The sequence below is a fragment of the Vibrio sp. dhg genome (assembly GCF_003443775.1).
GTDB lineage: Bacteria > Pseudomonadota > Gammaproteobacteria > Enterobacterales > Vibrionaceae > Vibrio > Vibrio natriegens.
The window spans coordinates 2,554,226-2,580,193 of sequence record NZ_CP028943.1 but is presented as its reverse complement, the minus strand read 5'-3'; the positions used below and the strand labels follow the sequence as shown (position 1 = coordinate 2,580,193).

At 44.9% G+C, this 25,968-nt stretch carries 25 protein-coding genes; 20 read left to right on the top strand and 5 right to left on the bottom strand.

The window, feature by feature from the left end:
- Positions 1 to 129: 129 nt before the first annotated feature.
- The 5 genes from DBX26_RS11925 to DBX26_RS11900 all read left to right on the top strand — a co-directional run bounded on the left by DBX26_RS11925 (position 130) and on the right by DBX26_RS11900 (position 3,316).
- The gene (locus tag DBX26_RS11925; RefSeq protein WP_014232875.1) at positions 130 to 657 is read left to right on the top strand and encodes an SCP2 domain-containing protein; all 528 of its coding nucleotides are present in this window, start codon (positions 130 to 132) and stop codon (positions 655 to 657) included.
- Entirely contained in the window at positions 641 to 1,144 is a 504-nt protein-coding gene (locus tag DBX26_RS11920; RefSeq protein WP_014232874.1) for a GNAT family N-acetyltransferase, read from the top strand. Before DBX26_RS11925 ends, DBX26_RS11920 begins: the two co-directional genes overlap by 17 nt.
- 210 nt (positions 1,145 to 1,354) lie before the next feature.
- Positions 1,355 to 1,753, top strand: a complete 399-nt coding sequence (locus DBX26_RS11915; protein WP_118119295.1) for a DNA polymerase III subunit psi — start codon at positions 1,355 to 1,357, stop codon at positions 1,751 to 1,753.
- A 72-nt stretch (positions 1,754 to 1,825) separates the two neighbouring features.
- Complete coding sequence (gene rimI / locus DBX26_RS11910) at positions 1,826 to 2,281, top strand: ribosomal protein S18-alanine N-acetyltransferase (RefSeq protein WP_065302831.1); 456 nt, start codon at positions 1,826 to 1,828, stop codon at positions 2,279 to 2,281.
- Between the two features lie 840 nt (positions 2,282 to 3,121).
- Positions 3,122 to 3,316, top strand: coding sequence for an AlpA family transcriptional regulator (locus DBX26_RS11900; RefSeq protein ID WP_000127614.1), 195 nt, complete (start codon positions 3,122 to 3,124; stop codon positions 3,314 to 3,316).
- A 16-nt stretch (positions 3,317 to 3,332) separates the two neighbouring features.
- Here the strand turns inward: DBX26_RS11900 and DBX26_RS11895 are convergent, their stop codons facing one another.
- From DBX26_RS11895 to DBX26_RS11885, 3 genes are read right to left on the bottom strand one after another with little or no spacing between them, the layout of a single operon-like run.
- On the bottom strand, positions 3,333 to 4,574 hold the full coding sequence (locus tag DBX26_RS11895; protein WP_025441390.1) for an integrase family protein: 1,242 nt from the start codon (positions 4,572 to 4,574) through the stop codon (positions 3,333 to 3,335).
- Between the two features lies 1 nt (position 4,575).
- Entirely contained in the window at positions 4,576 to 4,845 is a 270-nt protein-coding gene (locus tag DBX26_RS11890) for a hypothetical protein (RefSeq protein WP_022614393.1), read from the bottom strand.
- A gap of 2 nt (positions 4,846 to 4,847) precedes the next feature.
- Positions 4,848 to 5,822: a ParM/StbA family protein gene (locus DBX26_RS11885; protein WP_022609788.1), complete on the bottom strand. Its 975-nt coding sequence runs from the start codon at positions 5,820 to 5,822 to the stop codon at positions 4,848 to 4,850.
- Between the two features lie 464 nt (positions 5,823 to 6,286).
- Here DBX26_RS11885 and mobI point away from each other — a divergent pair, with 464 nt between their 5' ends.
- Entirely contained in the window at positions 6,287 to 6,730 is a 444-nt protein-coding gene (gene mobI / locus DBX26_RS11880; RefSeq protein WP_118119291.1) for a conjugative transfer protein MobI(A/C), read from the top strand.
- A 10-nt stretch (positions 6,731 to 6,740) separates the two neighbouring features.
- Here the strand turns inward: mobI and umuC are convergent, their stop codons facing one another.
- On the bottom strand, positions 6,741 to 8,048 hold the full coding sequence (gene umuC / locus DBX26_RS11875; RefSeq protein ID WP_269472820.1) for a translesion error-prone DNA polymerase V subunit UmuC: 1,308 nt from the start codon (positions 8,046 to 8,048) through the stop codon (positions 6,741 to 6,743).
- Positions 8,017 to 8,466 carry a translesion error-prone DNA polymerase V autoproteolytic subunit gene (gene umuD / locus DBX26_RS11870; RefSeq protein WP_023584024.1) on the bottom strand — a complete coding sequence of 150 codons (450 nt, stop codon included), beginning with the start codon at positions 8,464 to 8,466 and terminating at the stop codon, positions 8,017 to 8,019. The genes umuC and umuD overlap by 32 nt, the downstream gene beginning before the upstream one ends.
- On the opposite strand from umuD, the gene DBX26_RS11865 reads away from it, so the two are divergent.
- The 14 genes from DBX26_RS11865 (at position 8,465) to DBX26_RS11800 (ending at position 25,960) form a co-directional block, all read left to right on the top strand.
- Positions 8,465 to 8,722, top strand: coding sequence for a hypothetical protein (locus DBX26_RS11865; protein ID WP_118119287.1), 258 nt, complete (start codon positions 8,465 to 8,467; stop codon positions 8,720 to 8,722). The genes umuD and DBX26_RS11865 overlap by 2 nt on opposite strands.
- Positions 8,723 to 9,105: 383 nt before the next feature.
- A complete protein-coding gene (locus DBX26_RS11860; protein WP_118119285.1) occupies positions 9,106 to 10,014 on the top strand; it encodes a 3'-5' exonuclease in 909 nt (302 codons plus the stop codon).
- Between the two features lie 199 nt (positions 10,015 to 10,213).
- The gene (locus tag DBX26_RS11855; RefSeq protein ID WP_118119283.1) at positions 10,214 to 10,513 is read left to right on the top strand and encodes a hypothetical protein; all 300 of its coding nucleotides are present in this window, start codon (positions 10,214 to 10,216) and stop codon (positions 10,511 to 10,513) included.
- Between the two features lie 318 nt (positions 10,514 to 10,831).
- The gene (locus DBX26_RS11850) at positions 10,832 to 11,785 is read left to right on the top strand and encodes a WYL domain-containing protein (RefSeq protein WP_118119281.1); all 954 of its coding nucleotides are present in this window, start codon (positions 10,832 to 10,834) and stop codon (positions 11,783 to 11,785) included.
- 69 nt (positions 11,786 to 11,854) lie between these two features.
- Entirely contained in the window at positions 11,855 to 13,414 is a 1,560-nt protein-coding gene (locus tag DBX26_RS11845) for a type I restriction-modification system subunit M (RefSeq protein ID WP_118119279.1), read from the top strand.
- Positions 13,411 to 14,616: a restriction endonuclease subunit S gene (locus DBX26_RS11840; protein ID WP_118119277.1), complete on the top strand. Its 1,206-nt coding sequence runs from the start codon at positions 13,411 to 13,413 to the stop codon at positions 14,614 to 14,616. The genes DBX26_RS11845 and DBX26_RS11840 overlap by 4 nt, the downstream gene beginning before the upstream one ends.
- Before the next feature lies 1 nt (position 14,617).
- Positions 14,618 to 15,907 carry an AAA family ATPase gene (locus DBX26_RS11835; protein WP_118119275.1) on the top strand — a complete coding sequence of 430 codons (1,290 nt, stop codon included), beginning with the start codon at positions 14,618 to 14,620 and terminating at the stop codon, positions 15,905 to 15,907.
- Positions 15,904 to 19,017, top strand: a complete 3,114-nt coding sequence (locus tag DBX26_RS11830) for an HsdR family type I site-specific deoxyribonuclease (protein WP_118119273.1) — start codon at positions 15,904 to 15,906, stop codon at positions 19,015 to 19,017. Before DBX26_RS11835 ends, DBX26_RS11830 begins: the two co-directional genes overlap by 4 nt.
- 104 nt (positions 19,018 to 19,121) lie before the next feature.
- On the top strand, positions 19,122 to 19,685 hold the full coding sequence (locus tag DBX26_RS11825; protein ID WP_032479280.1) for a hypothetical protein: 564 nt from the start codon (positions 19,122 to 19,124) through the stop codon (positions 19,683 to 19,685).
- Positions 19,685 to 20,596: a Kiwa anti-phage protein KwaB-like domain-containing protein gene (locus DBX26_RS11820; RefSeq protein ID WP_008305532.1), complete on the top strand. Its 912-nt coding sequence runs from the start codon at positions 19,685 to 19,687 to the stop codon at positions 20,594 to 20,596. The genes DBX26_RS11825 and DBX26_RS11820 overlap by 1 nt, the downstream gene beginning before the upstream one ends.
- A 138-nt stretch (positions 20,597 to 20,734) precedes the next feature.
- On the top strand, positions 20,735 to 22,885 hold the full coding sequence (gene mobH, locus DBX26_RS11815) for a MobH family relaxase (RefSeq protein ID WP_118119271.1): 2,151 nt from the start codon (positions 20,735 to 20,737) through the stop codon (positions 22,883 to 22,885).
- 47 nt (positions 22,886 to 22,932) lie between these two features.
- Positions 22,933 to 24,768 carry a conjugative transfer system coupling protein TraD gene (traD, locus tag DBX26_RS11810; RefSeq protein ID WP_118119268.1) on the top strand — a complete coding sequence of 612 codons (1,836 nt, stop codon included), beginning with the start codon at positions 22,933 to 22,935 and terminating at the stop codon, positions 24,766 to 24,768.
- A 9-nt stretch (positions 24,769 to 24,777) separates the two neighbouring features.
- Positions 24,778 to 25,338, top strand: coding sequence for a conjugative transfer protein (locus tag DBX26_RS11805; protein ID WP_118119266.1), 561 nt, complete (start codon positions 24,778 to 24,780; stop codon positions 25,336 to 25,338).
- Positions 25,325 to 25,960, top strand: coding sequence for a DUF4400 domain-containing protein (locus DBX26_RS11800; RefSeq protein WP_000033753.1), 636 nt, complete (start codon positions 25,325 to 25,327; stop codon positions 25,958 to 25,960). Before DBX26_RS11805 ends, DBX26_RS11800 begins: the two co-directional genes overlap by 14 nt.
- Positions 25,961 to 25,968: the final 8 nt, after the last annotated feature.

Sequence of the window (25,968 nt, the reverse complement as noted above, 5' to 3'; positions counted from 1 at the left end):
CACGTAAGGTCAAAAAACGAAGCATTTTTGGTCATCTGAAAACAAGCTGTTTATTGATGCATAACAGGAATCAGTTTCACACAATTGCTTAATATGATCGCCCTGATGATAAAGTAACGGATAATGAACGTGTTAAACAAGATTCGCAGTCAACTAGTCAAGAACGCAGCCAATATCTTGCGCTCTCCAGTCCAGTTATTACCTCAAACGGTTCAGAAAAAAGCCCTACTTGAAGGTCTGAAAATGATATTCAAAGAGGCGCTGGAAGATGGCGATTTTGAATTTCTGGAAGATAAGTGGTTAAAAGTTGCGATTAAAGACTTGAATTTAGCATGGTACATCAGCTATCAAGATGAAAACTTGCTTGTTGCTGAAAAACCAGTTCAGGAAGATGTGAGTTTTAGTGGTAATCTAAACGACCTAGTATTAATTGCTGGTCGTAAAGAAGACCCTGACACGTTGTTCTTCCAACGTCGCCTTTCTATTGAAGGTGACACTGAGCTTGGCTTAGAAGTGAAAAACTTAATGGACAGTGTGGACTTAGAGCAGTTACCAAAAGCCATGCAAGTCGCTCTGAATCAATTGGCGGATTTTGTCCAAAAAGGGGTTCAAGAGCCTGCACAACAACCCGGAGTAGCGAATGCTTATTCGAACTGAAGCCCCTGCGGACATTCTAACCATTGACCGCTTATTGAAACACGCTTTTCCAACTGACGCAGAAGCTAATTTAGTGATGCGACTACGTGAAAATGGCAAGCTGACCTTGTCATTGGTGGCGTGTACGGATGAGGGGGAAGTTATTGGTCATGCTTTATTTAGCCCAGTTACCTTAAATGGTGAAGATTTGTCATGGCAAGGACTTGCACCATTAGCGGTACACGAAGACTATCGACGTCAGGGTATCGGAGCCGAGTTGATCAAAGAAGGCTTCGACTCTTTGCGTGATTTTGGTTATCCGGTATGTGTCGTGCTTGGCTCGCCAGATTACTACGCTCGTCAGGGCTTTAAAGCTTGTGATGAGATGGGGTTTGAATGCGCATGGGAAGTGCCTCAAGGTGCGTTCCGTATTGCTGAAGTTGTTGAAGGTCAATGTGCAGGACGTTCTGGTCGCATTGATTATTCGCCTGAGTTCGACGACTTATAAGCATCTGAGCAGCTGGTGGTTATGAACCAGCTGCTTTTGCAATCGCTGTAGTAAATCGCAAAGTGATGGCTTTGCTATACGTATTAACGTTAAATCTTTTCCTTTCTTTTTATTTTCCTTATTCCTTCATCGATACATCCAATGTCTTTGGTTGTTAGGTATCGTCACCATAATTTGATAGTATTGCTCGGTTCAAACAGGTGACGGAAAATGTCGATTAACGAGAAACAGTACTTACATGAAATGGGAATCAGCACTTGGGAGTTGATTCATCCAGATAGGTTAGCGGGCTATCAATCACCAATGATTGATCTGCCAAGTGCTTGCAAGCTTCTACTGGTTTCCCCAATCTGTCCTGTGAATGAGTCAGCGATCCTATTCGAGAAAATACTTAAGAGTATGAAATTAACCCTCGATCAAGCCATGCATCTGGAACCTGAACGCTTCCCTTTATTAGGGGAACATCAGTTGGAGTGGGTATGGTTTGCCGGGTGTGATGTGAATGGGGATCCAAACATCAAGCAACTTACTTCACCATTACTTCAGGACATTGATGGGAACAACGAACAAAAAAGAGCACTTTGGCAGCAAATTTGTTCTTATTCGTAATGCTGATAAAAGCTCTGGTGTGCGATACGAATCTAAGGCGTATCACTAGCTAAGCATTAAATAGGTTAAATCATGACGATTGAAATTATTCCGATGTGTGACGCGCATTTGGAACAGGTTTGGCAAATCGAACAGCAAGCACATTCTCATCCTTGGGCTGAGTCATTAGTTCGTGACTTATCAAGCCGAGGGGCTTGTCACCATGTGATGGTAGAAGGTGACTCGGTCCTTGGTTATTTTTATGCTCAGAACATTGTCGGAGAAGTAACACTGCTGAATATTGCAGTCGATCCTTCGCAACAAGGCAAAGGCCATGGTCAAAAATTGCTGGATGCATTTCTACATCACTGTGAGCAAGTAAAAGCAGAAAGTGCTTGGCTGGAAGTGAGAGAAAGTAACCACGCTGCCATCCATATTTATGAACAAGCGGGTTTTAATGAATTGGACCGCCGTTATAACTATTACCCTGCCAAAACAGGGAATGGTAAAGAAGATGCGATCATCATGAGTTATATCTTCTTCCATTAGTTACCCACAGACTTCATTCGGGATGTTGTCCCTAGAGCAATCAGTTGCCCCTAAAGCGATCTGTTGCCCCTAAAGCAATAATAAGCGAGAATACCGCGCAAAATTGAATCTAAAATGTGCGTTTGCTTTTAAGGCAAGCATACAGACATCAAAGAAGACCAGTTTCATGTCAAATACACCTTTTCTAGGCGAAGTCTCTAAACGTAGAACATTCGCCATTATTTCTCACCCTGATGCCGCCCAGCCTTTCAACGCTTAAAACCACCTTTCATTGCACACCACAATCACATCTCTACGTACTGAATTTAAAGGCTTTTTGTCTTTTTCTCGTTTCTTTACTTTTCAATGATGTTCAAGCGTAACCTCGGAAAGTGTGTACAAACTTGAGTACAAATTCCGTTTTAGAGGCCTTTGGCGAAAATTCTATGACACAAATCTGGCTGTAGGCCTTGTGGTTACTGGGTTTGATGAAGAAAGTACCTCTTGCTTTTGGTACTTTGGTTTCGACATTACAAAAGCGGAATATATGCGATCATCTCTAGTTTTATGTTTGTAAGCTTATGAATTTAAAGGGTTCGTTATTGTGGTTTTTGATGTGTCATCGTTGCGAGTGTACAAACAGTGTGTACAAATTTTTCTCGTTAGGCATGTTGATTGCAATTCATGACACAAACCGCCTTGTAGCCCTTGTTATTCATAGGTTTGAGCTGAAAAGTACCTAATAGCAACATTTGTGTTTTGATAAGGCTGATCTTCTGAACAAATCATGCATCTTTCTGACCATCAACAATTGATGAATCAGGCGATGATAGCTTTACATTGACTTTCAGGAGAATGCAGATGACAGCAGTAGCGCACCAGGTAACCCCTTTTCTAACATCTTACGAAGTGATGGCTCGTTACCACATTAGCTATACGACGCTCTGGCGAAGAATAAAAGATGGCAGCTTGCCGCAACCTCGTATCAACCGAAATACACGAAACAAGCTGTGGCACATTGAAGATTTGGAGGAGTATGAGAAGAAAGAGGACTGAGCCTCTTTCTTTTATTTTATTGTCCGAAACGCCAGTTGAATGGAAAGCCTGTCGGCTCAATGATGGTCTCTAGTTGTTGATACCAAACGTCGTAAGCATGACGCATTTCATCCAGGTACTGATATTGGTTGTAGATAGCATCCAACCCCTTTTTGCTGTGGCCAATCATCAACTCGGCAACTTCTTGCGTCGTGATGGCAGACATTCGCGTTCGCATCGTTCTTCGAAGATCATGCATAGACCAGTGTTCCATCTCAATACCAAGCGATCTGCGAGCCCAGATTTTCACATTGTTAGGAATAGTGGTATCAAAGCCATTTGTGGCAAGTTCTTCTTGCCCGTTAGCGGGAAACAAGTAAGTTGATTTACTCATTTGCATCGCCAGTTCAATCAGCTCGATAGCTGGTTTGATTAATGGCCGCATGATCGGCGCTCCAATTTTCTCACCTTGTTTGCGGATCTCTATAGGCACTGTCCACATTGCTGATTGCAAGTCAAAGTGATGCTTTTCAGCTTGAATGAGTTCGCCCTTGCGACCGCCCAATAGCAGAAGCAGTTTTATGTAGATGCGATTCTTCTCAGTGATTTTTGACTCATGCAAATATCGCCAAAGTATCCTGATCTCGTTGTCATTTAGCACCCGAGTTCGTTTGCCTTTCTTACCGCCAACCTTTTTTGCTGTGATCCCAGCGGCAGCGTTAATTTCCAAAATTTGTTCATCAATCAGCCAGTCATAAAACTTATGCAGCACAGACACTAGGCGTTCTGTGTTTGAAGGGGACGACTCCGAAACCTCACGAAGACAGTTACGCAAGGACAATTCATTGATGTCAGTTAATGGGTACTTGCCAAGTCGGGGCAGCAAATATATTTCACTGCTGCGTTTTTGGTAGTGCCACGTTTTCTCCTTTAGCCCTTGCTTACCGGCAGAGTCTATCCAGTCTCGAAAAATCGATTCGAAGCTTTGATTGGCAGAATACTTGGCCCGTTCCTGCTGTAGGTAGAGCTTGGGGTTTCTGCCCTGGTCGAGCACCGCTCTTAACCTATCCAGCTCATTCCTGGCTTCAGCAAGTTTCATAAGTGGGTAAGTACCTATGTCTACCCGCTGTTGCTTGCCATCGAACCGATAACGAAACTGAAAAACAATTTTGCCCTTGGGCGATACGCGAGCACTTAGCCCATCTCGGTCGGCTTTTACTACGGTTTCTTTTGCTTCTTTATTTAACCTGGCATCGAGCCAGCTAACTGATAACGCCATGTTATAAGCCCAGCCCTAGTTTTGATTTTAATGATTGTTTACGTGATTCTGCTTTGGGTTCTGGCGCTGTACTGACAGAAGTAATTTCAACTTCTGGTGCATGGCCATCCACCGGTACAGATGCCGTGGATAGATTGGGTTGGCTCATGTGAATTAACCCAAAGGTGGCCAGCATCCGCAGACGCTCAGCGCGTTCCCGTGGCGGCGTCTTTTCCAATTCTTTGAGTAGTTCTGGGTGGCTCCCTGGGGGAATGTTGACGACAACTCTCATGATCAGGCCCCATAAAACCAGAAGCCTCGGACGTTCGCCAAAACAGACTGCTCAGGCACGATGATCTTGCTTCGTGAAAAAATCTCCTTGGCCGCTTCCTTATAAGCCAGGGCTCCACCTCCGGCGATCAATACCAAGTCCGCATTGATGCTTTCGTCACGCATGGATTGGCGCATGGCTGTAAGAGCAACAGGCGCTACCTTTTTCATGGCAGCATTCAGATAAGGTGAAATATCGACTTTTTCTCCAAATAGCAGCACTTGCAAGTCGCCGGTTCTCATGGCTTTTTCAAGTCGATCCATGCCGACTTTGGCACCATGATCTTCCGAAATCAGCTTATCAATGGTTTCCAGTAGCACGGACATTGCCTGAAGACTGGTTCCTGATGAGCTGTAGCGAATTTCTCCGGCCTCAAGGGCAACCCAATCAACAGAAAAGAAGCCGGGATCGATGACGACGACGCGACCTTCTTCAATCAAGCCCAGATCACCACCTGTTTGAACCAGATCCATATAGGCACCGGCAGGCTGCGGCAGCACTTTGACGTCATGAACGGTGATGCTGCGCTTAGGCGTCACTTGATGGACACCTTTTAAACGTTTTACAAGGTCAGACTTACGTTGCGGTTCATGAAACTGGGAAACCGGTAATCCAGTGACAACCAAATCGATGGACTCAGTTTCAGCCATCAACAAGGCAGCATGAAAAAGCGCCTTATAGGTTTTTGTGGTCGGATATTCCGGGTGGAGCTCTCGTTCCCAGCCTTGAAGGCGTCCAGCAGGCACACCAGCGGCCCAACGCTCATTATCCACAGATACATACAAACAAGTGTCATCATCGCCTCCACCGATACGCTCCGGCATACGATCCGCAGGACCGGCACCCGCAGGTAGAATAATGGTTTTCGGTTCACTGCCTGATTGGCCAATTGCCAGCTTCAGGTTTGAGTAACCGATATCTACGCCTAGTACAAACATACTTATCTCCTGTGCACTCAAAGTGCTCTAACAGTTTTCAATCAACCGCTCAGGTCACGCTTGGGCATTTCCAAGTGCTCTGGCGGTTCACTCAAATGTCATTATCAGGATTCGGTGCACTGGCGGTGGGCAGAAAGGTGACAAATCCTTTCATCTATCTGCCTATTGCATTTTCGAAAAAGTATGAGAATAGGCTCTGTTTGGCGGCTGGTGACCTAGCCAAAAAAATCGAGACGCCAAACGTCGTTTGCATTCTGGCCTGAACTTGCCAAACGGTTTGTATCTTCATGGCGATACGTCTTTTTAGGTGTTTTTAAGTGAAATCGGGCTGTATCCCTTGTCAGTTATGGGATTGCGCGAGTTGATTTATATCGAGACGCCAAACAGTGATTGTTACGGCAGTTTTACGTTTGGCGTTTCGATCCAAAAGCCAAACGGATAGTGGTTTTGGCTTTTGGGGTTAATTGGATGGGGAAATTGGTTTGGTAGAAATCGTCAATGAACAATGGAAATCAGAAGTATCAAATTTATTGCAGCAAGAAACGGACAGGCTAAAAGCGCTGGCAAGAGCTGAAGTTGATGACTTTTGGGTTACCCATTACAAGGTTCGTGAGAATGAGCCCTTTAAAGACTGGGGGCTGCTTGGTGTCCGTATCAGAGACTTTAAGTATGGCTTTGGCATAGAGTGGTATATCAACAGTTTTCACGGTCAACGAGGCAAGCGCGTAGTCTTTAGTAAAGGACTGCGTATCTCAAAGACGAAGCTGAGATACGCATTTTTAGACTGCCAAGGTCTAGCCAAAGAATGGGAGCTTTCTCTGGCCATGGAGAAAGAAGAATTCTTCAGTGATATTCGACGCCAGGTTGATAAGCTCAACATGCTGCGTCGCAGAGTGAATGCCTATTGAGTCAACTGCGCTACTTCACTCGTGGCAACTGGTCCCAGCGTGTTGTATAAGCGGGAGACAAATGCTCTCGCTTCATCGACCAATCTTTCTTCGTACCTTGTCCAGCAAAGAAAACCTTTCCGGCACCGCTTTGGTTAATGGTGTCCAATACAGACATTAACTGCTGGCTATTAGAGCGGGTCGATACGTCATCGAATAGTCCTGGTTGAAACATGCCTGGATCGTAAAAGTCAGACAGCATGACGCCCGCTTTGGCATAACGAAAACCATCCTTCCAAATTCGCTTGAGTAAGTGATTGGCCAGCTCGATAAAATCCCGCGTATCGCAACTGGGTATCAACAACTCACCCGATGCAGAGTTGCTGTACTGCGGCTCGTTGTCCTTAAAGGGGCTGGTACGAATAAACACGGTCAGCACTTTGGCTTGCTGCTGCTCTTTGCGAAGCTTCTCAGTGGCGCGGGTTGCGTATTCGCATACGGCTTCACGTAACAATTCAAAGTGCGTCACTTTTACGCCAAATGAACGGCTACAGACGATTTGTTTCTTAGTTGGCGGGATCTCTTCAAGTTCAATGCACGACTCACCATTGAGCTCTCTGACGGTTCTCTCTAAAACCACCGAAAACTGGTCTCTGATGGCTCTAGGAGAGGCATTGGCTAGGTCTAAGGCTGTGGTGATACCCAACGCATTTAAACGCTTAGTAAGCCGTCTACCAACGCCCCAAACATCATCAACAGGGACTAATGCGAGCAATCGACGTTGCCGATCTGGATTGGTCAGGTCTACAACGCCCTGAGTGGCTGGATACTTTTTGGCGGCATGGTTTGCCAGTTTGGCGAGTGTTTTTGTCGGTGCAATGCCTATACAGACGGTGATCCCAATCCAGTGGCCTATGCGCTCTCGCACTTGTTGTCCGAACTCGACAAGGGATATGGCCGACTCAATACCGGTTAAATCCAAAAACGCTTCGTCAATGGAGTAAACCTCTACTCGTGGTGCCATCTCCTCCAAAGTGCGCATCACTCGACTGCTCAAATCCGCATACAGCGCATAGTTGGATGAAAAAGCCAAAATGCCATGACGCTGCATTTCGGCTTTGATCTGAAAGACGGGTACGCCCATTTTAATACCGAGTAACTTGGCTTCACGCGAGCGTGCAACCACGCAGCCGTCATTGTTGGACAGCACCACAACCGGCGTATCTTTTAAATCAGGACGAAACAGCTTCTCACAACTGGCGTAAAAGTTGTTGCAGTCCACCAAGGCAAATACAGGCATGGGATAGTCACGACTTGCGGCGCATGTTTCGCACCACATTGGTGACCACACCAAATATCTCTAACTCGGTCCCTTCAGGAATATGAATGGGCTCATACGCCTGGTTTCTTGGGAGCAGCTTGACGCACGGCCTTAGTTGAAGCTCCTTTACCGTGAGTTCACCATGGATACCCGCGATGACAATGTCACCGTGTTCGGCTTGGACAGAGCGATCAACCACCAGAATATCATCTGGGTGAATCCCGGCATCAATCATTGAATCACCTTCAACACGTACAAAGAACGTTGCAGCCGGTCGCTTGATGCAAAGCTCGTTAAGGTCGAGCGTTTGCTCAACATAATCCTGCGCTGGGGAGGGAAAACCAGCAGAAACACGTTCCATGAACAATGGAATACGAAGGCGCTTGGCTTTGATGAAGGCAAGTGCGCCGCTACGGCCTATCAGCGAGACACTCATGACGAACCTCGAAAAATTACAATTAATACTGTTTGTTTATACAGTATCTAATGATATGCTGATTTCTACAAGTAAAATTGTAGGTAAAACTGGTGTTGTTCGAGTAAGACGCTGTGTCGTGGGCGATTTCTTTTTTGTGTTGAAAAGCTTGATGTGGGGATTGCTCGCCCTCGTCAAAGCCTGCAAGGCTTGGACAATACTGCTTCTGCCTACTGCTCTTGTTTCTGTTACTGATCCTGTTACTGCTACTGGTTAACGCATGGGTCAAGTAACCGTCAGAAAAGGCTTGTTGAACCCTTCGCAAAGGGTTAAGAAAGAGTTAGTAAAATTCTGCTCCGTATTGAATTTACTGGCTTAAAGCGAAGTCAGGAGCACCATTAAAATGCTCAGTCAAACTCAGTTCAAGCCTTTTGCAACCGTTTGAAAAGGGGTTGGCTAAGCCATACGTAAAGGGTATCGGTAAAGGTTACCTAAACGGTTTGGCTAAGGCTTTCTGAAAGGCTTAGCCAAAGCCTTCATACATGGGTTCAACCAATAGAAAGATTAAAAAAACGCAGAGGTATTCAAGGTGCATTTAGAAAAACCTGTGGCACAGTGAAATCACCTAAAGCGAACAATAGAATTGAAGAGGAACCATCAATGACAAGAGCCCCTGCGCCATTTCCGCTAGAGCGCCTCGCGGATATCCCAGACAGACCAGAAGATTTTAGATTGCTGGAGCGCATTCCATTAACGCGTGAGTCGCAGACTTGGCCACTTGAACTTTCTCCTATGGTCGGTGATGAACAGCCAATGGTGCTGCTCGATACAGAGACAACCGGACTGTATGCCGATGATGAGTCCATTATTGAGCTTGGTATGGTTAAGGTGCTTTACAGCCCCTCTGCTCAGCGGATTGTGTCGATTGTTGATGTGATCAGCTTGTATGAAGATCCCGGTAAGCCTATCCCTGACCTGATTACCGAGTTAACCGGTATCACCGATGATATGGTGCAAGGCCAGCACATTGATGATGCACTGGTTGCGAGTTGGTTATCCGATGATCCGCTGGTGGTTGCACACAATGCACAGTTTGATCGCCCTTTCTTTGAAAAGCGGTTTGCTGCATTAGGCCATCTATCTTGGGCCTGTTCAGCCAGTGGCATAGATTGGAAAGCACTGGGTTTTGAAAGTCGAAAGCTTGAGTACCTGCTGCTTCGCTTAGGTTGGTTCTATGAAGGACACCGAGCTGCAACCGATTGTTTGGCGATGGCCTGGTTGTTTCATTTGTTGCCCGAGTCCGTTGCAAACTTGTTGTCTGAAGCAGACAGGCAAACTGTGTTAGTTCGTGCTTTTGGTGCGCCGTTTGACGTAAAGGACTATTTAAAAGAGCGTGGTTACCGCTGGCATGACGGTGTTAAAGGTGCCAACAAACATTGGTGGCGTGAAATCAGAGAAGACGAGTTGCCGCAGGAACAAACTTACCTGGATGATTTGTATCATCGTGGCTCAGAACATGCCCACTATGACTACAAAGATGCCCGCAATCGATTTAAAGCTTTATCATAGCCCCTTGCATATTTGAAAACCTCTGGAAAATGGAAAGTGAACTTACGTTATACCCAAACTACTTGGTGTTGCAGCTAGGCGGCAAGTGAGCGAGTCCCCATGAGCATAGATCTTCTATGTGATTGGGGTGAGCGAATGCAGGTAACACCGCTGCGGCTGCAAGTAGGAAGGGTATATAACCAACAAGAGGAATCTTTCCATGTACCAAGACGCCTACATAGAATACTGGGGCGAAATCTTCGTCTCTGCCCGCATCATTGAATTTGGCATCACGTTCGAGCGCTTTCTTAAAGATCCATGGAAGCACTTGATGTCCTGTGGCCAAGAGTCTGCACCGGACGCGATTGCTGAAGGGATGCTGCCATTGCTACCAGCCCAGGCAGAAGTTGCTAGGCGCATTCGGGAGAGTGAGCAACGAGCCCTGATGTCTACAGAGACGGACAAAGGGGTATCGCTTCGCGGTAACATCGTGGTGCCACTGGTTCGGGTAGCGCATTGATAGCGGCTATCAGCATTGGCACAAAACAAGGTCTTCACACCGATACCTGAGCGGCAATTGCAATCTAGATCAAAAAGTTGCCGCTTAGTCTTCCCTACAAAATAATTTGTGATAGGATGATACCTAATAAAATTAATTAGGTTGAAGCCTATTCAGTGTTTTATGGCCATCTGTCCAGCTTCAACCGGTAGAGATTGATTAGTCATTTCGGATGAACAGCAGCATTGAGTGATGTTTTTCAATGTGATTATGCGATGTCGGTCGTTACTTTATAAACAGAATTTTTAAGAAACTGGTTGAATTGGATAAACAAGACGCATGACAAATGATGGTCTGAAACAAACGGTAGCAGCGAGTTCACTCGCTAAAGAAAGTGCGAAAGGAAAGCCAGATAGGCTTTCACAGATAGCGCAGTTGCCACAAGCAACCAGGGATCGCATTGCCCACATCGATTTCACCTTATTGTTTAAGGGCGAAGCGGTGCGGGCGGATTTAGTCGATCGCTTCAGCATAGCGGCCACACAAGCAACGAAAGACTTCACCATGTACAGAGAGCTTGCGCCAGGCAACATTGAGTATGACCAAAAGCTCAAGTTGCACAAGCGTGGTGAAGCTTTTGAGCCCTTGTTCGACTATGACGTTGTGAGAACACTGGCAACCATTAGCCAAGGGTACGGTGATGGCTTCACTGGAAAGGTAAAACCACCTCTTGCGTGTGAAGCGCCTTATCACCTTAACAAGCCGAGTCTATCGATAGTGGCGAAGGTTACCGAGGCCATACACAAAGGCAAAGCCTTGAGCATTACTTATGTGTCGTTATCGAGCGGTGAAACCACGCGTGAAATTGTACCGCATACGCTGGTGGACAATGGCCTGCGTTGGCATGTTCGTGGTTTTGACCGCAAGCATGGTGAGTTCCGTGACTTTGTATTGACCCGCATTAAAGCAGCTGTTGTGCTGGAAGATTCCACTTTGTCTGAAACAGAGCTTGAAACCCAAGACCGGCAATGGAATCGCTTTGTAGAGCTTGAGTTAGTGCCGCACCCACGTATTGAGCACAGCGAAGCGATAGAGCTGGATTATGGCATGACGGGTGGCGTTCTAAAGGTTGAGATTAGAGCGGCAACTGCGGGGTATTTGCTTCGCCAATGGCATGTGGATTGTTCCAAAGCACACAGCCTTCAAGGCACTGAATACCAACTTTGGTTAAAGAATACTCCGACACTCTACGGGGTCGGAAATTTGAATTTAGCTCCAGGGTTTAACGAATGATGTTCGACAACAGTGAACATTGCGTAACCCATAAACGAATTATGACGAATTAAAAGCAGGAATTAACAAATGACAAGTTTACAACAACGTGCCGAACTTCAACGCCAAATATGGGCGATTGCCAACGATGTAAGAGGCTCAGTGGATGGTTGGGATTTTAAACAATACGTACTGGGCACGCTGTTCTACCGCTTTATCAGTGAAAACTTTGTCAACTACATCACAGGCGGAGATGAGAGCGTTAATTATGCTGCCATGTCTGACGATGACGAAAACATCAGGTTTGCTAAAGAAGATGCCATTAAAACCAAAGGCTATTTTCTTTACCCTAGCCAGTTGTTCAGCAATGTGGCGGCCAATGCGCACAAGAATGAAAATTTAAATACGGATTTGGCCGCTATTTTTGCTGCAATCGAAAACTCAGCCAATGGCTATGATTCAGAAAAAGACATCAAAGGCTTGTTTGCGGATTTTGATACCACCAGTAATCGTCTGGGTAATACGGTAGAGGCAAAAAACAAACGCCTGGCAGCGGTGTTAAAAGGCGTGGCAGGTTTAACCTTCGGTAATTTTGAAGACAACCAAATTGATTTATTCGGTGATGCCTACGAGTTTCTTATCTCTAACTACGCGGCAAATGCGGGTAAATCCGGTGGTGAATTTTTCACGCCCCAGCACGTTTCAAAATTGATCGCACAGCTGGCCATGCACGGCCAAACCAGCGTCAATAAAATCTATGACCCAGCAGCAGGCTCGGGCTCGTTGCTGTTACAAGCCAAAAAGCACTTTGATGCGCATATCATTGAAGATGGTTTTTTTGGTCAAGAGCTTAATCACACCACCTATAACTTGGCGCGTATGAATATGTTTTTGCACAACATTAACTACGACAAGTTTAATATTCAGTTGGGTGATACCTTAACCGAACCACACTTTTTAGATGACAAACCCTTTGACGCCATTGTCTCTAACCCGCCTTATTCGGTGAAATGGATTGGTAGCGACGACCCAACCCTAATCAACGACGACCGCTTTGCGCCCGCTGGTGTGCTCGCGCCCAAATCAAAAGCGGACTTTGCCTTTGTGCTGCATGCGCTAAGTTATCTATCAAGCAAAGGTCGCGCAGCGATTGTTTGCTTCCCTGGTATTTTTTACCGTGGTGGTGCTGAGCAAAAAATTCGCCAATATCTGGTTGATAACAACTATGTTGAAACCTTGATTTCATTGGCTCCAAACCTGTTTTTTGGCACCACCATTGCGGTGAATATTTTAGTGCTGTCTAAGCACAAAACTGACACTACCACCCAGTTTATTGATGCCAGCGGTTTGTTTAAAAAAGAAACCAACAACAACGTGCTGACTGAGCAGCACATTGAAGACATCATGAAAGTGTTTGCCAGCAAAGAGAACGTTGATCACTTTGCGAAATCGGTTGAGTTGGATGTGATCGCTGGTAATGACTACAACCTCTCAGTTAGTAGCTATGTGCAGGCTAAAGACACACGTGAAGTTGTAAAGATTAAAGATCTTAATAATGAGATTAAAATTACCGTCGATAAAATCGACCAACTGCGCCGTGATATTGACGCCATAGTCGCGGAAATTGAAGGTGAGGAGCTTGAGGCATGAGTCAGTTGAACTATTTAGATAAACTGCTTGATGGAGTTGAGGTCGAGTGGAAGGCGCTAGGAGAAGTATGCGACTTCAAGAACGGGTTCGCGTTTAAGAGTAGCTTATTTAAAGAAGCTGGTTTACCGATAATTAGAATTACTAATGTGGATGGGAAAAACATATCCCTAGACGATGTTAAGTATTTTGACCCGTCTGACTATAAGGAAAATACAGCTTCCTATGAGATTAGCAAAGGCGATATTTTAATTGCGATGTCTGGTGCTACTACAGGGAAAATTGGTTTTTACGCTCACGAAAGCCCCGCGTACCTGAATCAACGAGTAGGTAAGTTTTTACCCAAGCCAAAAATCCTTAACAATAGGTACTTGTATCACTATCTTCTTTCAAAGGTTGAGCAGATTTATGTGATTGCGGGTGGCGGCGCACAGCCAAACCTTAGTTCAAATGCACTAATGGCCAAAATTGAAATCCCAATCCCATGCCCAGATAACCCAGAAAAATCGCTGGCAATACAAGCTGAAATTGTACGCATTCTGGATGCATTTACCGCCATGACCGCCGAGCTGACCGCCGAGCTTAACATGCGGAAAAAACAATACAACTACTACCGCGACCAGTTGCTAAGTTTTGAAGAGGGTGACGTTGAGTGGAAGACGTTAGGTGAGCTTGCAGAAAATCTGGACTCAAAGCGTAAACCTATAACCAGTGGTCTGAGAGAAGCTGGCGAAATTCCATATTACGGCGCATCTGGTATTGTGGATTATGTCAAGGATTACATATTTGACGGTGATTACTTATTAGTCTCTGAGGATGGCGCAAATTTATTAGCCCGTAATACGCCTATAGCATTTAGTATTAGTGGTAAAACATGGGTAAATAATCATGCTCACGTGCTTAAATTTGAAACTTACGCTGAGAGAAAATACGTTGAATACTATCTGAATAGTATCGACTTAACTCCTTACATTTCTGGAGCCGCCCAACCTAAGTTGAATAAGAAGAACTTGGAAAGTATAAATATTCCAAATCCAGCCCCTAAAGAAAAAGAACGCATTGTGGCTATCTTAGATAAATTTGATTCCTTGACCTGTTCTATTAAAGAAGGCCTGCCCCGCGAAATAGAACTCCGCCAAAAGCAATACGAGTATTATCGTGACCTATTGTTGAGCTTCCCGAAATCTGAAGAGGCAGTCGCTTAATATGGGTAAGGAACTAAAGGACATAGCTAAAGACTTAATCAGCAAGAATAAAAAGGTACAGTTGATCTATGCCTTTAATGGCACAGGTAAAACGCGTTTATCACGAGCTTTTAAGGAGGAAATTGTTCCTTCTACACAAAACGATGATAGTGAAGAAGATGGTGAGAAAACTCGTGATAAGTTTCTGTACTACAACGCCTTTACGGAAGACCTGTTTTATTGGGATAACGATTTAAAAGTAGATTCAAGGCCAAAGTTAAAAATACAACCAAATACTTTTACGGGTTGGTTGATAGACTTGTTAAAAGAGTTGGGCGAAGACGGCAACATCGCTACAAACTTTCAACGTTATACGGGTAGCAAAGCTACTCCAATATTCAATGAAAAATACAAAGCTAAAATTGATGAAAAAGAAGTAACGATACCTGCGTTTTCTGAGGTCACTTTTCAAGTCGCCGCAAATGAACCTGTCAACTATGAGCCAGGTACTGCCGCGACTGATGGTGTCGAAAATGTCGTTCAGGGTAAATACGAAGTAATAAAAATTTCAAAAGGTGAGGAAAGTAACTTTGTATGGAGTGTTATGTACACTCTTTTACAACAAGTTGTTTCCACCCTTAATGAGCCAGATGTTACTAATAGAATTACTGATAAGTTTGATGCTTTAGAATACGTATTTATTGATGATCCAGTGAGTTCATTGGATGATAGTCATTTAATTGAATTAGCGGTTGATTTAGCAGGTTTGATCAAGTCTAGTACGTCAGACTTAAAATTTATCATAACAACGCATAGTCCCCTTTTTTATAATGTGCTCTGCAATGAGCTCAATAATAAGGCTTATCAAAAGCAGGCCGATGGTACTTTCAAACCAATCTATAAGCCAAATAAGGAATTTCAAAAATACCGATTAGAAAAGCTGGCTGATGGTGATTTTGAACTACCTGAACAACCGACAGACTCGCCGTTTTCTTATCACTTATTCCTTCTAAATGAGCTTCAGAAAGCCATTAATGACAGACAAATCAGAAAGTATCATTTTAGTCTTCTGAGAAATGTTCTTGAGAAAATGGCAACTTTCCTAGGTTATAACTACTGGCCTGCACTTCTTCAAAAATCTCAAGACGGAAAGCCAGATCCATTCGTCAATAGAATCCTTAATTTATCCAGCCACTCTGCTCATGCTGGCGACGAGATCTCGGATCTAGAAGATAAAGACAAGGATAAATTAGAAGCCTTGGTTGGTTACTTAATAAACACTTATGGATTCAAGAAGCAGGAATTACAATGACCAACTATAAAAGTATTGCAGAATCGAATAACTTTATTGTTTTAGAAAAATATACACGACAAGACCAAACTGCTGAGGGCTATCAAAGTGAAAGTGATTTAGAGCGAGAGCTTATTCAGGATTTAAGCAATCAAGGCTATGAGTATTTACCCGCGCTAACCACGCCCGATGCCATGATGGCAAATGTGCGCAGGCAGTTACAAGCCCTCAACAAGGTGCAGTTTACCGATGCCGAGTGGGCCCGCTTTTGCGAGCAATACCTGAACACCCCAAGCGATAATATTCTTGATAAAACCCGCAAGGTGCACAGTGACTATATTTTCGATTTTGTCTTTGATGATGGCCATATCGAAAACATTTACCTGTTCGACAAGAAAACCATTGCTCGTAACAAAGTACAGGTCATTAAGCAGTTTGAGCAAACGGGAAGCCATGCCAACCGTTACGATGTGACGATTTTGGTCAATGGTTTGCCTTTGGTGCAAATTGAACTGAAAAAGCGTGGTGTGGCGATCCGTGAGGCATTTAATCAAATTCATAGGTACAGTAAAGAGAGCTTTAATGCAGAGAACTCGTTGTACAAGTTCTTACAGCTTTTTGTGATCTCTAATGGCACCGATACGCGCTATTTTGCCAATACCACTAAACGAGATAAAAACAGCTTCGACTTTACGATGAACTGGGCGAAATCAGACAACACGCTGATTAAGGATTTAAAAGACTTTACCGCCACTTTTTTCCAGAAAGAGACGCTGCTTGAAGTGATCTTGCGTTACTCGGTATTTGATGTCAGCAATACCTTACTTGTAATGCGCCCCTACCAGATTGCGGCCACTGAGCGCATTTTATGGAAGATAAAGAGCGCGTTTAACGCTAAGAATTGGAGCAACACCGAGAGCGGTGGGTACATTTGGCACACTACCGGTTCAGGAAAAACACTCACCAGCTTTAAAGCGGCACGTTTGGCTACCGATTTAGACTGTATAGATAAAGTCTTTTTTGTGGTGGACAGAAAAGACCTCGACTATCAGACCATGAAAGAGTATCAGCGGTTCTCACCTGATAGTGTGAACGGTTCAGACAGTACCGCAGGGCTAAAAAGCAACCTGGATAAAGACGATAACAAGATTGTTGTTACCACTATCCAAAAGCTCAACAACTTAATCAAAAGCGAAAGCGATTTAGCTATCTACAACAAGCAAGTTGTCTTTATTTTTGATGAGTGTCATCGAAGCCAGTTTGGTGAAGCGCAGAAAAACCTGAAGAAGAAATTCAAAAAGTACTACCAGTTTGGTTTTACCGGTACGCCAATTTTCCCTGAAAACGCCTTGGGTGCTGAAACCACGGGCAGCGTGTTTGGCCAGCAGTTGCACACTTATGTGATCACTGATGCCATTCGTGATGAAAAAGTACTCAAGTTTAAAGTGGACTATAACGATGTTCGTCCGCAATTTAAGAGCATTGAGACTGAGCAGGATGATAAGAAGCTTAGTGCGGCGGAGAATAAGAAAGCGTTCTTGCATCCAATGCGCATTCGTGAAATCTCGCAGTATATTCTGAGCCATTTTAACCAAAAAACGCATCGAGCCTATTCTGGCGCCAAAGGGTTTAACGCCATGTTTGCGGTTAGTAGTGTTGATGCGGCGAAAGCCTATTATGAAACCTTCAAAACATTGCAGGCCGAGGCTGAGAATGGACCCACAAGTAAGCCTTTGCGCATAGCGACTATCTTCTCATTTGCTGCCAATGAAGAGCAGGACGCCATTGGTGATATTTTAGATGAGAGCTTTGAAGTCAGTGCCATGAACAGCAGCGCAAAGGAGTTTTTGAGCGCCGCAATCACTGACTACAACGCCATGTTTAAATCTAACTATGGCGTGGACAGTAATGGCTTTCAGAATTACTACCGTGACCTTGCCCAGCGCGTGAAGAATCAAGAAATAGATCTGCTCATAGTGGTTGGTATGTTTTTAACGGGCTTTGATGCGCCTACGCTCAATACCTTGTTTGTTGACAAAAATTTGCGCTATCACGGCTTGATGCAGGCGTTTTCTCGCACCAATCGTATTTATGATGCAACGAAGACCTTTGGCAATATTGTTACCTTCCGGGACTTAGAGCAGGCAACCATTGACGCCATCACCTTGTTTGGTGACAAAAACACCAAAAACGTGGTGCTGGAGAAGAGCTACAAAGAATACATGGAAGGCTTTAACGATATTGCTACTGGCCAAGCTCGTCGAGGTTTTGTTGATATCATAAAAGATCTGCAAGAACGCTTTCCAAACCCTGAAAATATTGAAAAAGAACAAGATAAAAAAGAGTTTGCCAAGCTATTTGGTGAATACCTCAAAGCAGAAAATATTTTACAAAACTACGATGAGTTTGCTGGATTAAAAGCACTGCAAAGCCTAGATACCAGTGATGAACAAGCTGTTGAAGAGTTCAAGTCAAAGTACTATCTGGACGATGCTGACATCGAGGCAATGCAAACCATCGATATGCCGAGCGAACGTGCTATTCAAGATTATCGCTCTACCTATAACGATACCCGCGACTGGTTGCGACGCGATAAAGAAGGTCAGGACAAAGATAAGTCAACGGTAGACTGGGACGATGTGGTCTTTGAAATTGATTTGCTTAAATCCCAAGAAATAAACCTCGATTACATTCTTGAACTGATTTTTGATCACAATAAGAAGAACAAGAGCAAAGAAGGCTTGATTGAAGAAGTTCGTCGTATGATCCGCGGTAGCCTTGGCAATAGAGCGAAAGAGAGCTTGGTGGTTGATTTTATTAACCAGACAAACCTAGATGAGATCAATGACAAAGCCAGCATTATCGACGCTTTCTTCAAATTCGCCCAGGCGGAGCAGAAGCGCGAAGCCGATGCCATTATTGCCTCTGAAAAGCTCAATATCGATGCTGCCAAACGCTATATTGCGTCATCACTCAAACGTGAGTACGCCTCTGAAAATGGCACTGCACTTAATGAGGCGCTGCCCAAACTTAGCCCATTGAACCCACAGTACCGAACCCAGAAGCAAACGGTTTTTCAGAAAATTGCCGCTTTTGTTGAAAAATTCAAAGGTGTGGGTGGGCAGATATAAAAAATGACGATCTATTTAAGCGCCGCTCGCTTGCTCGATGATATAGATTTTACAGAATCTATTCTTTCGGTGAGTAGCGTTTATTCAGGTTTAAGGGTGGTTTTATGACAGGAAATAATGAAGGTTTGTCGCTAGCTAGACTACTAATGGTCTTGAGCAGTATGTCCCCACTATTCATTCTTTGGGCAATTAAGGGGTGGGGAATAAAAGGTATTTCGGAAGTATATTTTCTTTCTTTCTGCCTTTTTTTTATTACGGTGCCAAATTTATTCTTGTGGTTCCGCGTAAGATTAGTAAAAAAAAGAAAAGATCGGCGAGAATTGACCGCTGGCGATTGTGAGGATCACAGAGATCATCTACTTGTTTACCTTTTTGCTATGTTACTTCCTTTCTATAGTGTCAATATCGATAGTATTAGAGACTTAGCGGGTCATGTGGCGGCAATAACGTTCATTGTATTTCTGTTTTGGCATCTGAATATGCATTATATGAACATTTTTTGGGCCATGAAGGGGTTCAGGGTATATACGTTGAAACCTGATACAGAAAATAACTCTATTAGTGGCAGAATTCCTGTCGTATTAATCACAAAGCGCTCTCATATTGTCAAAGGAGAGAAAATTTCAGCTTACAGGCTTAGCCAAACGGTATTTTTAGAGGATGAATAATGCCTATTAACTTTGATTTTGAAAATGTAAATATAACTGAGTTTGGTCTTGGTCTGGATAGTCCCAATCGAGGTTTTGTGTTTGTTCCTGTTGATGAAGTCGTACAGAAGTCATTAGTTGAAATGGTTAGTTTTACAAAGACACAGATGCAGGATAAGGCGAGCAGTATGGCTACGTATCAGCCATCAGAAAAATATGCTTCTATTGAATATCTTACCTTTTCAATCAATGACCCATTGGTACAAGAGCTTAAAACTCTTCATGAGTCCGAAAATGTACCAGAAGATTGCAGTGCTTTTGACAATATCAATCAATGTTTCGCGTACTTTGTAAAGCTCACTGATAACAACCAACAGAGAATAACAGCTGTACGTCGTTCAACTCAGTTTAAAACTTTAATAAAGAAAAGGCATAGGCTGGTTCAGTATGTTGATAATACTTTAAAGTCGTTAGAGGAAACTGTTTTCAAATTGGATAATGACTTCGATTTTATTATTCAGAATGATTTAATTCATATTCTCCGCCCTAGTGGCCTAGAGTTTACAGCTCAACTTCAGAAGGCAATTATGGATGCAGTTCCAGCCAACATTGCGAGTATTGCGAGTGAAATTGATTTCGTTAACTTTGATAGTATATCTCAGTACGCTCAAAACCACCCGAGAGCTGCAAGATATATTGCTTCCATTAAATCTCAATCAGAAGCAATAAACATTAGTCAAGATAAGCTAGAACGTTACTGCGAAAAAACTAATGTTGTCACAAATATAGTTGATGGGAAGATTAATTTAGACAGCTCGCAGATTATGGGATTTTTGGAAGTCCTAGACAGGCGTCGATACGAAATAGATCTAAAAGACGATGGAGAGTCGGAAGTTTATAGAGCGCCGAGCAGAAGCCGAGTAACTAGTTAGTTTACAAAGTCTGCGGCATTTGTAATCAATTAGCAATGCTATTCAAAATATCTGTGTGTCAATAGATCTGGATTTCTTTTATCTAATTCACCGCCGGTGATTTTATGAACCTTCACACTATCGTGTCGGAGGTTCACTATGTTCAAAACCCTATTTTTTCAAACCAAAGCACTACCAGAACTGTCATCTCAACTGGATGCAGACATTCCACGTTACCCGCCATTCCTGAAGGGGTTGCCAGCTGCGTCACCTGAAGATTTGCAGTCCACACAAGACGAGCTAATTGCCAAACTTCGCCAGGTACTTGGCTTCAACCAGCGTGATTTTCAACGGTTGATTCAGCCCTGCATTGATCATCTGGCTGCTTATGTCCACTTGCTGCCAGCTTCTGAGTATCATCATCACAGTGGCGCAGGTGGTTTATTACGTCATTCGTTGGAAGTTGCTTTCTGGGCGGCACAAGCAGCTGAAGGGATCATCTTTGTTGCCAGTGGCACACCGGTTGAGAAAAAAGAGCTAGAGCCAAGGTGGCGTGTTGCGGCGGCATTAGGCGGTTTGTTCCATGATATTGGTAAGCCCGTTTCAGACCTGTCCATCACAGACGAAGATGGACGCTATCAGTGGAACCCTTTTTTAGAAACCTTATCTCAGTGGACCAGTAACAACAGCATTGAACGCTATTTTATTCGCTGGCGCGACGGACGGTGCAAGCGGCACGAGCAATTTTCAATTTTGGTATTAAACCGGGTGATGACACCTGAGTTGCTCGCCTGGTTAACCCAGCCGGGCCCTGAAATTTTGCAAGCCATGCTAGAGGCAATTGGCAATACCGATCCCGAGCATGTCCTGTCTAAATTGGTTATTGAAGCCGACCAAACCAGTGTCCAGCGAGACCTGAAAGCTCAACGAATTTCCGTTGACGACAATGCCCTTGGTGTCCCAGTCGAACGCTATCTACTTGATGCCATGAGGCGATTACTTGCCAGTTCGCAATGGCTTGTCAATCAGCGAGACGCCAGAGTCTGGGTACGAAAATCGAATCAATCAACCAATCTTTACCTGGTCTGGAAAAGCGCGGCTAAGGACATCATTGAGCTGTTGGCCAAAGACAAGATACCTGGCATCCCAAGAGATCCCGATACCCTTGCGGACATCCTCATTGAGCGAGGATTAGCCACTAAATCCGCCTCAAATGAGCGATACGAAAGCCTTGCCCCTGAAGTGCTGCTCAAAGACGGCAAGCCAATCTGGCTACCCATGCTGCATATATCTGAGGCCGATTTATTGTTCAGCTCGAATGTACCAAGTGGTGTGACACTGTTTAACAAATCTGAGTGGGAAGCAACACAGAAAACACAAGAAGAGCCACAGAGTCGCTCCAGTGAGCATTCAGACTTGCCTGAAGGGTCAGCATCAATCGAACACGGCAATTCGTCTGAGTCACCATCGACAAACTCGTCCGAACAAGATGATGAACTTCGTCTTGCCAGTGATGTTAATAACCCCCAGGCAAATGAAAATGCTCCAGGTGATGGATGTGAAAAGCCTAACAATTCATATGATGGCGCTATCTCAAATAACGTAAACCAGCACGATGTAGAAGCATTGAATCTGCCTGAATCTTTGGCGTGGCTCCCAGAGGCCAGCAGTGCGTTGGTTATGGTTGGTGAACAGATACTGATCCACTATCCCGATGCCGTAAGACCTTGGTGTGCCCCCCGAAAACTGCTTGCTGAACTCAGTCGATTAGATTGGCTTGAATTAGATCCCGCAAACCCGACGCGTAAAGCCAGAACTATTACTACGAATGATGGCGTTCAGGAGCAAGGGTTGCTGCTGAAAGTATCGATTTCTAAAGGGCTTACTGCACTGATTGACCTTCCCAAACAAGACGCAGAATCAGCGGCAGCAATTCAGAACGAAGAGGCTTCACCGCGACCGAGTCGAACTAAGACAACCAATGCCCAAGCAAAAGAACCTGCCACAAGAGCGGAGCGAAAGCAAAAGCCGATTGCGGCCAATACGAACTCAAGTACAGACCCCAAACACGCGCAGCGGCAACAGATGGTTAGTTTTGTGAAAGATTTGCCCATCTTACTGACCGATGGCGATTACCCAGACGTGGATCATAGTGCCGATGGTATTCGCGTCACGATTCAAACCTTACGCCAAGTCGCCAATGAGCATGGTATTCCAGCCGGGCAATTGCTTCGGGGGATCTCGGCCAGTGACCAATGCCAGTTTGATGAGGGGGAAACGGTTTTGTTTACCGCTCACGCTAAACGTTAATCCTTTTGAAATTAAGCGATTGCAAACGGTTATTTTGCGGAGCATGAATGAAAGAAAACGCATACGAGATGCCTTGGCGCACGAACTATGAAGCCATGGCAGCAGCAGGTTGGCTGGTTGGTGCAACAGGGGCAATTGCCGCAGAAATGCTGACTGAGCTACCACCTGAGCCATTTTGGTGGATGACAGGGATTTCCTCGGGCATGGCGTTGTACCGCCTGCCTCAGGCTTACCGTCTTCATAAGTTACAGAAGGGACTAAAAGGCAAACCATTGGCTTTTATGGAGCTGTCGCATTTACAAAAGGTGATGGCAAAACATCCTGATGAATTGTGGTTAGGGTATGGCTTTGAGTGGGACCAACGTCATGCTCAACGCGCTTATGAAATCTTAAAGCGGGATAAGCAAACCTTGCTTAACCAGGGGCACGCCTCTTATCGAAAGAATAGCCAAATGGGTTCGACCTGGATTCATGGTGTTGAGCCCAAAGAAGAAGATGTGTACCAGCCAGTTGGTCACACTGAGGGGCACACCTTAATTGTCGGTACGACCGGTGCGGGAAAAACCCGTTGCTTTGATGCGATGATCACTCAGGCCATTTTGCGCAATGAAGCCGTGATTATTATTGACCCTAAGGGAGACAAGGAACTTAAGGATAATGCACAGCGAGCCTGTATTGCCGCCGGTAGTTCTGAGCGCTTTGTGTATTTTCATCCGGGGTTTCCAGAGCATTCAGTACGACTTAATCCCCTGAGGAACTTTAACCGGGGCACTGAAATTGCCAGCCGAATTGCGGCATTAATCCCATCTGAAACCGGTGCTGATCCATTTAAAGCCTTTGGCCAAATGGCACTGAATAACATAGTGCAAGGTCTGTTGCTTACGTCACAACGTCCTGATCTGAAAACACTGAGACGATTCTTGGAAGGTGGCCCAGAAGGCTTGGTAGTAAAAGCCGTCACGGCCTGGGGGGAGCAGGTGTATCCGAACTTTAGTGTGGAGATCAAGCGCTTTACCGAAAAGGCCAATACCTTGGCAAAAAAAGCCATGGCGATGCTGCTTTTTTACTACGAACGCATTCAGCCCATTGCCGCCAATACCGATTTGGAAGGCCTTTTGAGCATGTTTGAGCATGACAGAACCCACTATTCCAAGATGGTGGCTTCATTGATGCCGGTGCTCAATATGCTCACTTCAAGTGAATTAGGGCCATTGCTATCACCTATTGCAAACGATGTGGATGACAGCCGGTTAATTACGGATTCTGGCCGTATTATCAACAATGCCCAAGTGGCCTATATCGGGTTGGATTCATTGACCGACGCCATGGTTGGCAGCGCCATTGGTTCGTTGCTTTTATCCGATCTCACCGCTGTGGCCGGTGATCGCTATAACTATGGTGTTGAAAATCGTCCCGTAAATATCTTCATCGATGAGGCGGCTGAAGTCGTCAACGATCCCTTCATTCAACTGCTCAACAAAGGTCGTGGCGCAAAAATGCGTTGTGTGATTGCTACTCAGACATTTGCTGACTTTGCAGCTCGTACAGGCAGTGAAGCTAAGGCGCGCCAAGTGTTAGGTAACATCAACAACTTGATAGCCCTTCGGGTGATGGACGCTGAAACACAGCAGTACATTACCGACAATCTGCCTAAGACTCGGTTGCAGTACATCATGCAAACTCAAGGTATGTCGTCCAACTCGGACAGCCCCGCGTTGTTTACCGGCAATCATGGCGAACGCTTGATGGAGGAAGAAGGCGATATGTTTCCACCGCAGTTATTAGGCCAGCTTCCCAACCTGGAGTACATCGCCAAGCTTTCAGGTGGCCGCGTGATCAAAGGCCGCATTCCTATTTTAACCAGCTCTACACAGGCAGCATAAGGAGTCTGTATGCATCATTCTGTCTGTCTGAAAATGACAACACTTACCAGTAAAGAAATGCTCGCTCAGTGGCAGCAACATAACCCCCAGTTCAAGGAAACCTTAAGACTGCTTGAAACCGACTGGCCTCATGCTTTGGCCTCGGTGTATTGCTTGGCGGACTACTTAACGGATGCGTTCACGTTAGATGGCCATTCCATCTTTGATTTGTGTCTGTGTAATGGTTTGGGCAGTTATGAAGAAGTCAGTTGTGATGATGATAGTGTACGCCTTTGGCATTTCATTGAGGCACTGACCTGGACTGCCGCCAGTGCTTTAACGGGGATTCGCCTGCGTGATCCTGACCATTTCGAGTGGGCCGCCGTAGATGGTGTGTATTTCTACTCCTGGATTCGTAATCGTCCAAATCGGATGGCGTATCTTGCTGAAGGACGCATCGAAGTGCGTTATGTCAGCGGTCATACGACGACAAAGCGGCTTCAACAAGTGATTAAAGCCCGGATTATGACGCCAACCGTTGCAGCCATGCTGGCCCGAGTAGAAGAGGATGTTTGGCATGAGCAAGCATAAGTCGGTTTGGCTGCTGTGTCTGGCACTGATGCTGGAGATTATTGCCATTGGCGTGTTAGTGCCCGGTGATTGGACTGGCCGGGTCATTAGTAAAGAGAAGCAGATGATCCAAAATCAATTGGGCGCACAAACGAGCTATTGGATTGGTCAAACTAGCCATGGCTGGTATCAATCATGGGTTGTAGATACGCAGATGGAGCAATCTGTGCGAGATTTTCTAATCCCCACTGAAGAGCAGCGACTGCGCTCTAAAGGGATGGAGAACATGGGAGGCTTTTGGTTTGTCTGGGTAGAAGACCGTATTCAGGCATTTTTTGATGTGTTGTACCAAGTGTTCACTCGATTTGCTTTACTGATGGTCTGGTTGCCCTTTGCGCTTATTCTCATGTTACCGGCGTTGTGGGACGGTTTGATGACCTGGAAGATTAAGAAGACAACCTTTGATTTTTCGAGCCCTATCATTCACCGCTACAGCATGATTATCCTGGGCTCAGGCGTCATTTTGCTGTTTATGGGATTGTTCGCCCCGCTGGCTATTCCTCCGGTGGTACTACCTTCGCTGATCATAGGCTTGGCATTGATGGCGGGGTTGGCGTTAAGTCACTTGCAGAAGAAGATTTAGTGTTCCAG

Coding starts and splice junctions, on each gene's coding strand:
- DBX26_RS11885 (WP_022609788.1), bottom strand. CDS start 5,822: ATGTTTGTACTAGGCGTAGATATCGGTTACTCAAACCTGAAGCTGGCA.
- DBX26_RS11850 (WP_118119281.1), top strand. CDS start 10,832: ATGACAAATGATGGTCTGAAACAAACGGTAGCAGCGAGTTCACTCGCT.
- DBX26_RS11855 (WP_118119283.1), top strand. CDS start 10,214: ATGTACCAAGACGCCTACATAGAATACTGGGGCGAAATCTTCGTCTCT.
- umuC (WP_269472820.1), bottom strand. CDS start 8,048: ATGTGGTGCGAAACATGCGCCGCAAGTCGTGACTATCCCATGCCTGTA.
- DBX26_RS11860 (WP_118119285.1), top strand. CDS start 9,106: ATGACAAGAGCCCCTGCGCCATTTCCGCTAGAGCGCCTCGCGGATATC.
- DBX26_RS11900 (WP_000127614.1), top strand. CDS start 3,122: ATGACAGCAGTAGCGCACCAGGTAACCCCTTTTCTAACATCTTACGAA.
- DBX26_RS11830 (WP_118119273.1), top strand. CDS start 15,904: ATGACCAACTATAAAAGTATTGCAGAATCGAATAACTTTATTGTTTTA.
- DBX26_RS11800 (WP_000033753.1), top strand. CDS start 25,325: ATGAGCAAGCATAAGTCGGTTTGGCTGCTGTGTCTGGCACTGATGCTG.
- DBX26_RS11835 (WP_118119275.1), top strand. CDS start 14,618: ATGGGTAAGGAACTAAAGGACATAGCTAAAGACTTAATCAGCAAGAAT.
- DBX26_RS11840 (WP_118119277.1), top strand. CDS start 13,411: ATGAGTCAGTTGAACTATTTAGATAAACTGCTTGATGGAGTTGAGGTC.
- DBX26_RS11895 (WP_025441390.1), bottom strand. CDS start 4,574: ATGGCGTTATCAGTTAGCTGGCTCGATGCCAGGTTAAATAAAGAAGCA.
- DBX26_RS11820 (WP_008305532.1), top strand. CDS start 19,685: ATGCCTATTAACTTTGATTTTGAAAATGTAAATATAACTGAGTTTGGT.
- DBX26_RS11845 (WP_118119279.1), top strand. CDS start 11,855: ATGACAAGTTTACAACAACGTGCCGAACTTCAACGCCAAATATGGGCG.
- DBX26_RS11865 (WP_118119287.1), top strand. CDS start 8,465: ATGACGAACCTCGAAAAATTACAATTAATACTGTTTGTTTATACAGTA.
- mobH (WP_118119271.1), top strand. CDS start 20,735: ATGTTCAAAACCCTATTTTTTCAAACCAAAGCACTACCAGAACTGTCA.
- traD (WP_118119268.1), top strand. CDS start 22,933: ATGAAAGAAAACGCATACGAGATGCCTTGGCGCACGAACTATGAAGCC.
- DBX26_RS11825 (WP_032479280.1), top strand. CDS start 19,122: ATGACAGGAAATAATGAAGGTTTGTCGCTAGCTAGACTACTAATGGTC.
- rimI (WP_065302831.1), top strand. CDS start 1,826: ATGACGATTGAAATTATTCCGATGTGTGACGCGCATTTGGAACAGGTT.
- umuD (WP_023584024.1), bottom strand. CDS start 8,466: ATGAGTGTCTCGCTGATAGGCCGTAGCGGCGCACTTGCCTTCATCAAA.
- DBX26_RS11890 (WP_022614393.1), bottom strand. CDS start 4,845: ATGAGAGTTGTCGTCAACATTCCCCCAGGGAGCCACCCAGAACTACTC.
- DBX26_RS11920 (WP_014232874.1), top strand. CDS start 641: ATGCTTATTCGAACTGAAGCCCCTGCGGACATTCTAACCATTGACCGC.
- DBX26_RS11805 (WP_118119266.1), top strand. CDS start 24,778: ATGCATCATTCTGTCTGTCTGAAAATGACAACACTTACCAGTAAAGAA.
- DBX26_RS11915 (WP_118119295.1), top strand. CDS start 1,355: ATGTCGATTAACGAGAAACAGTACTTACATGAAATGGGAATCAGCACT.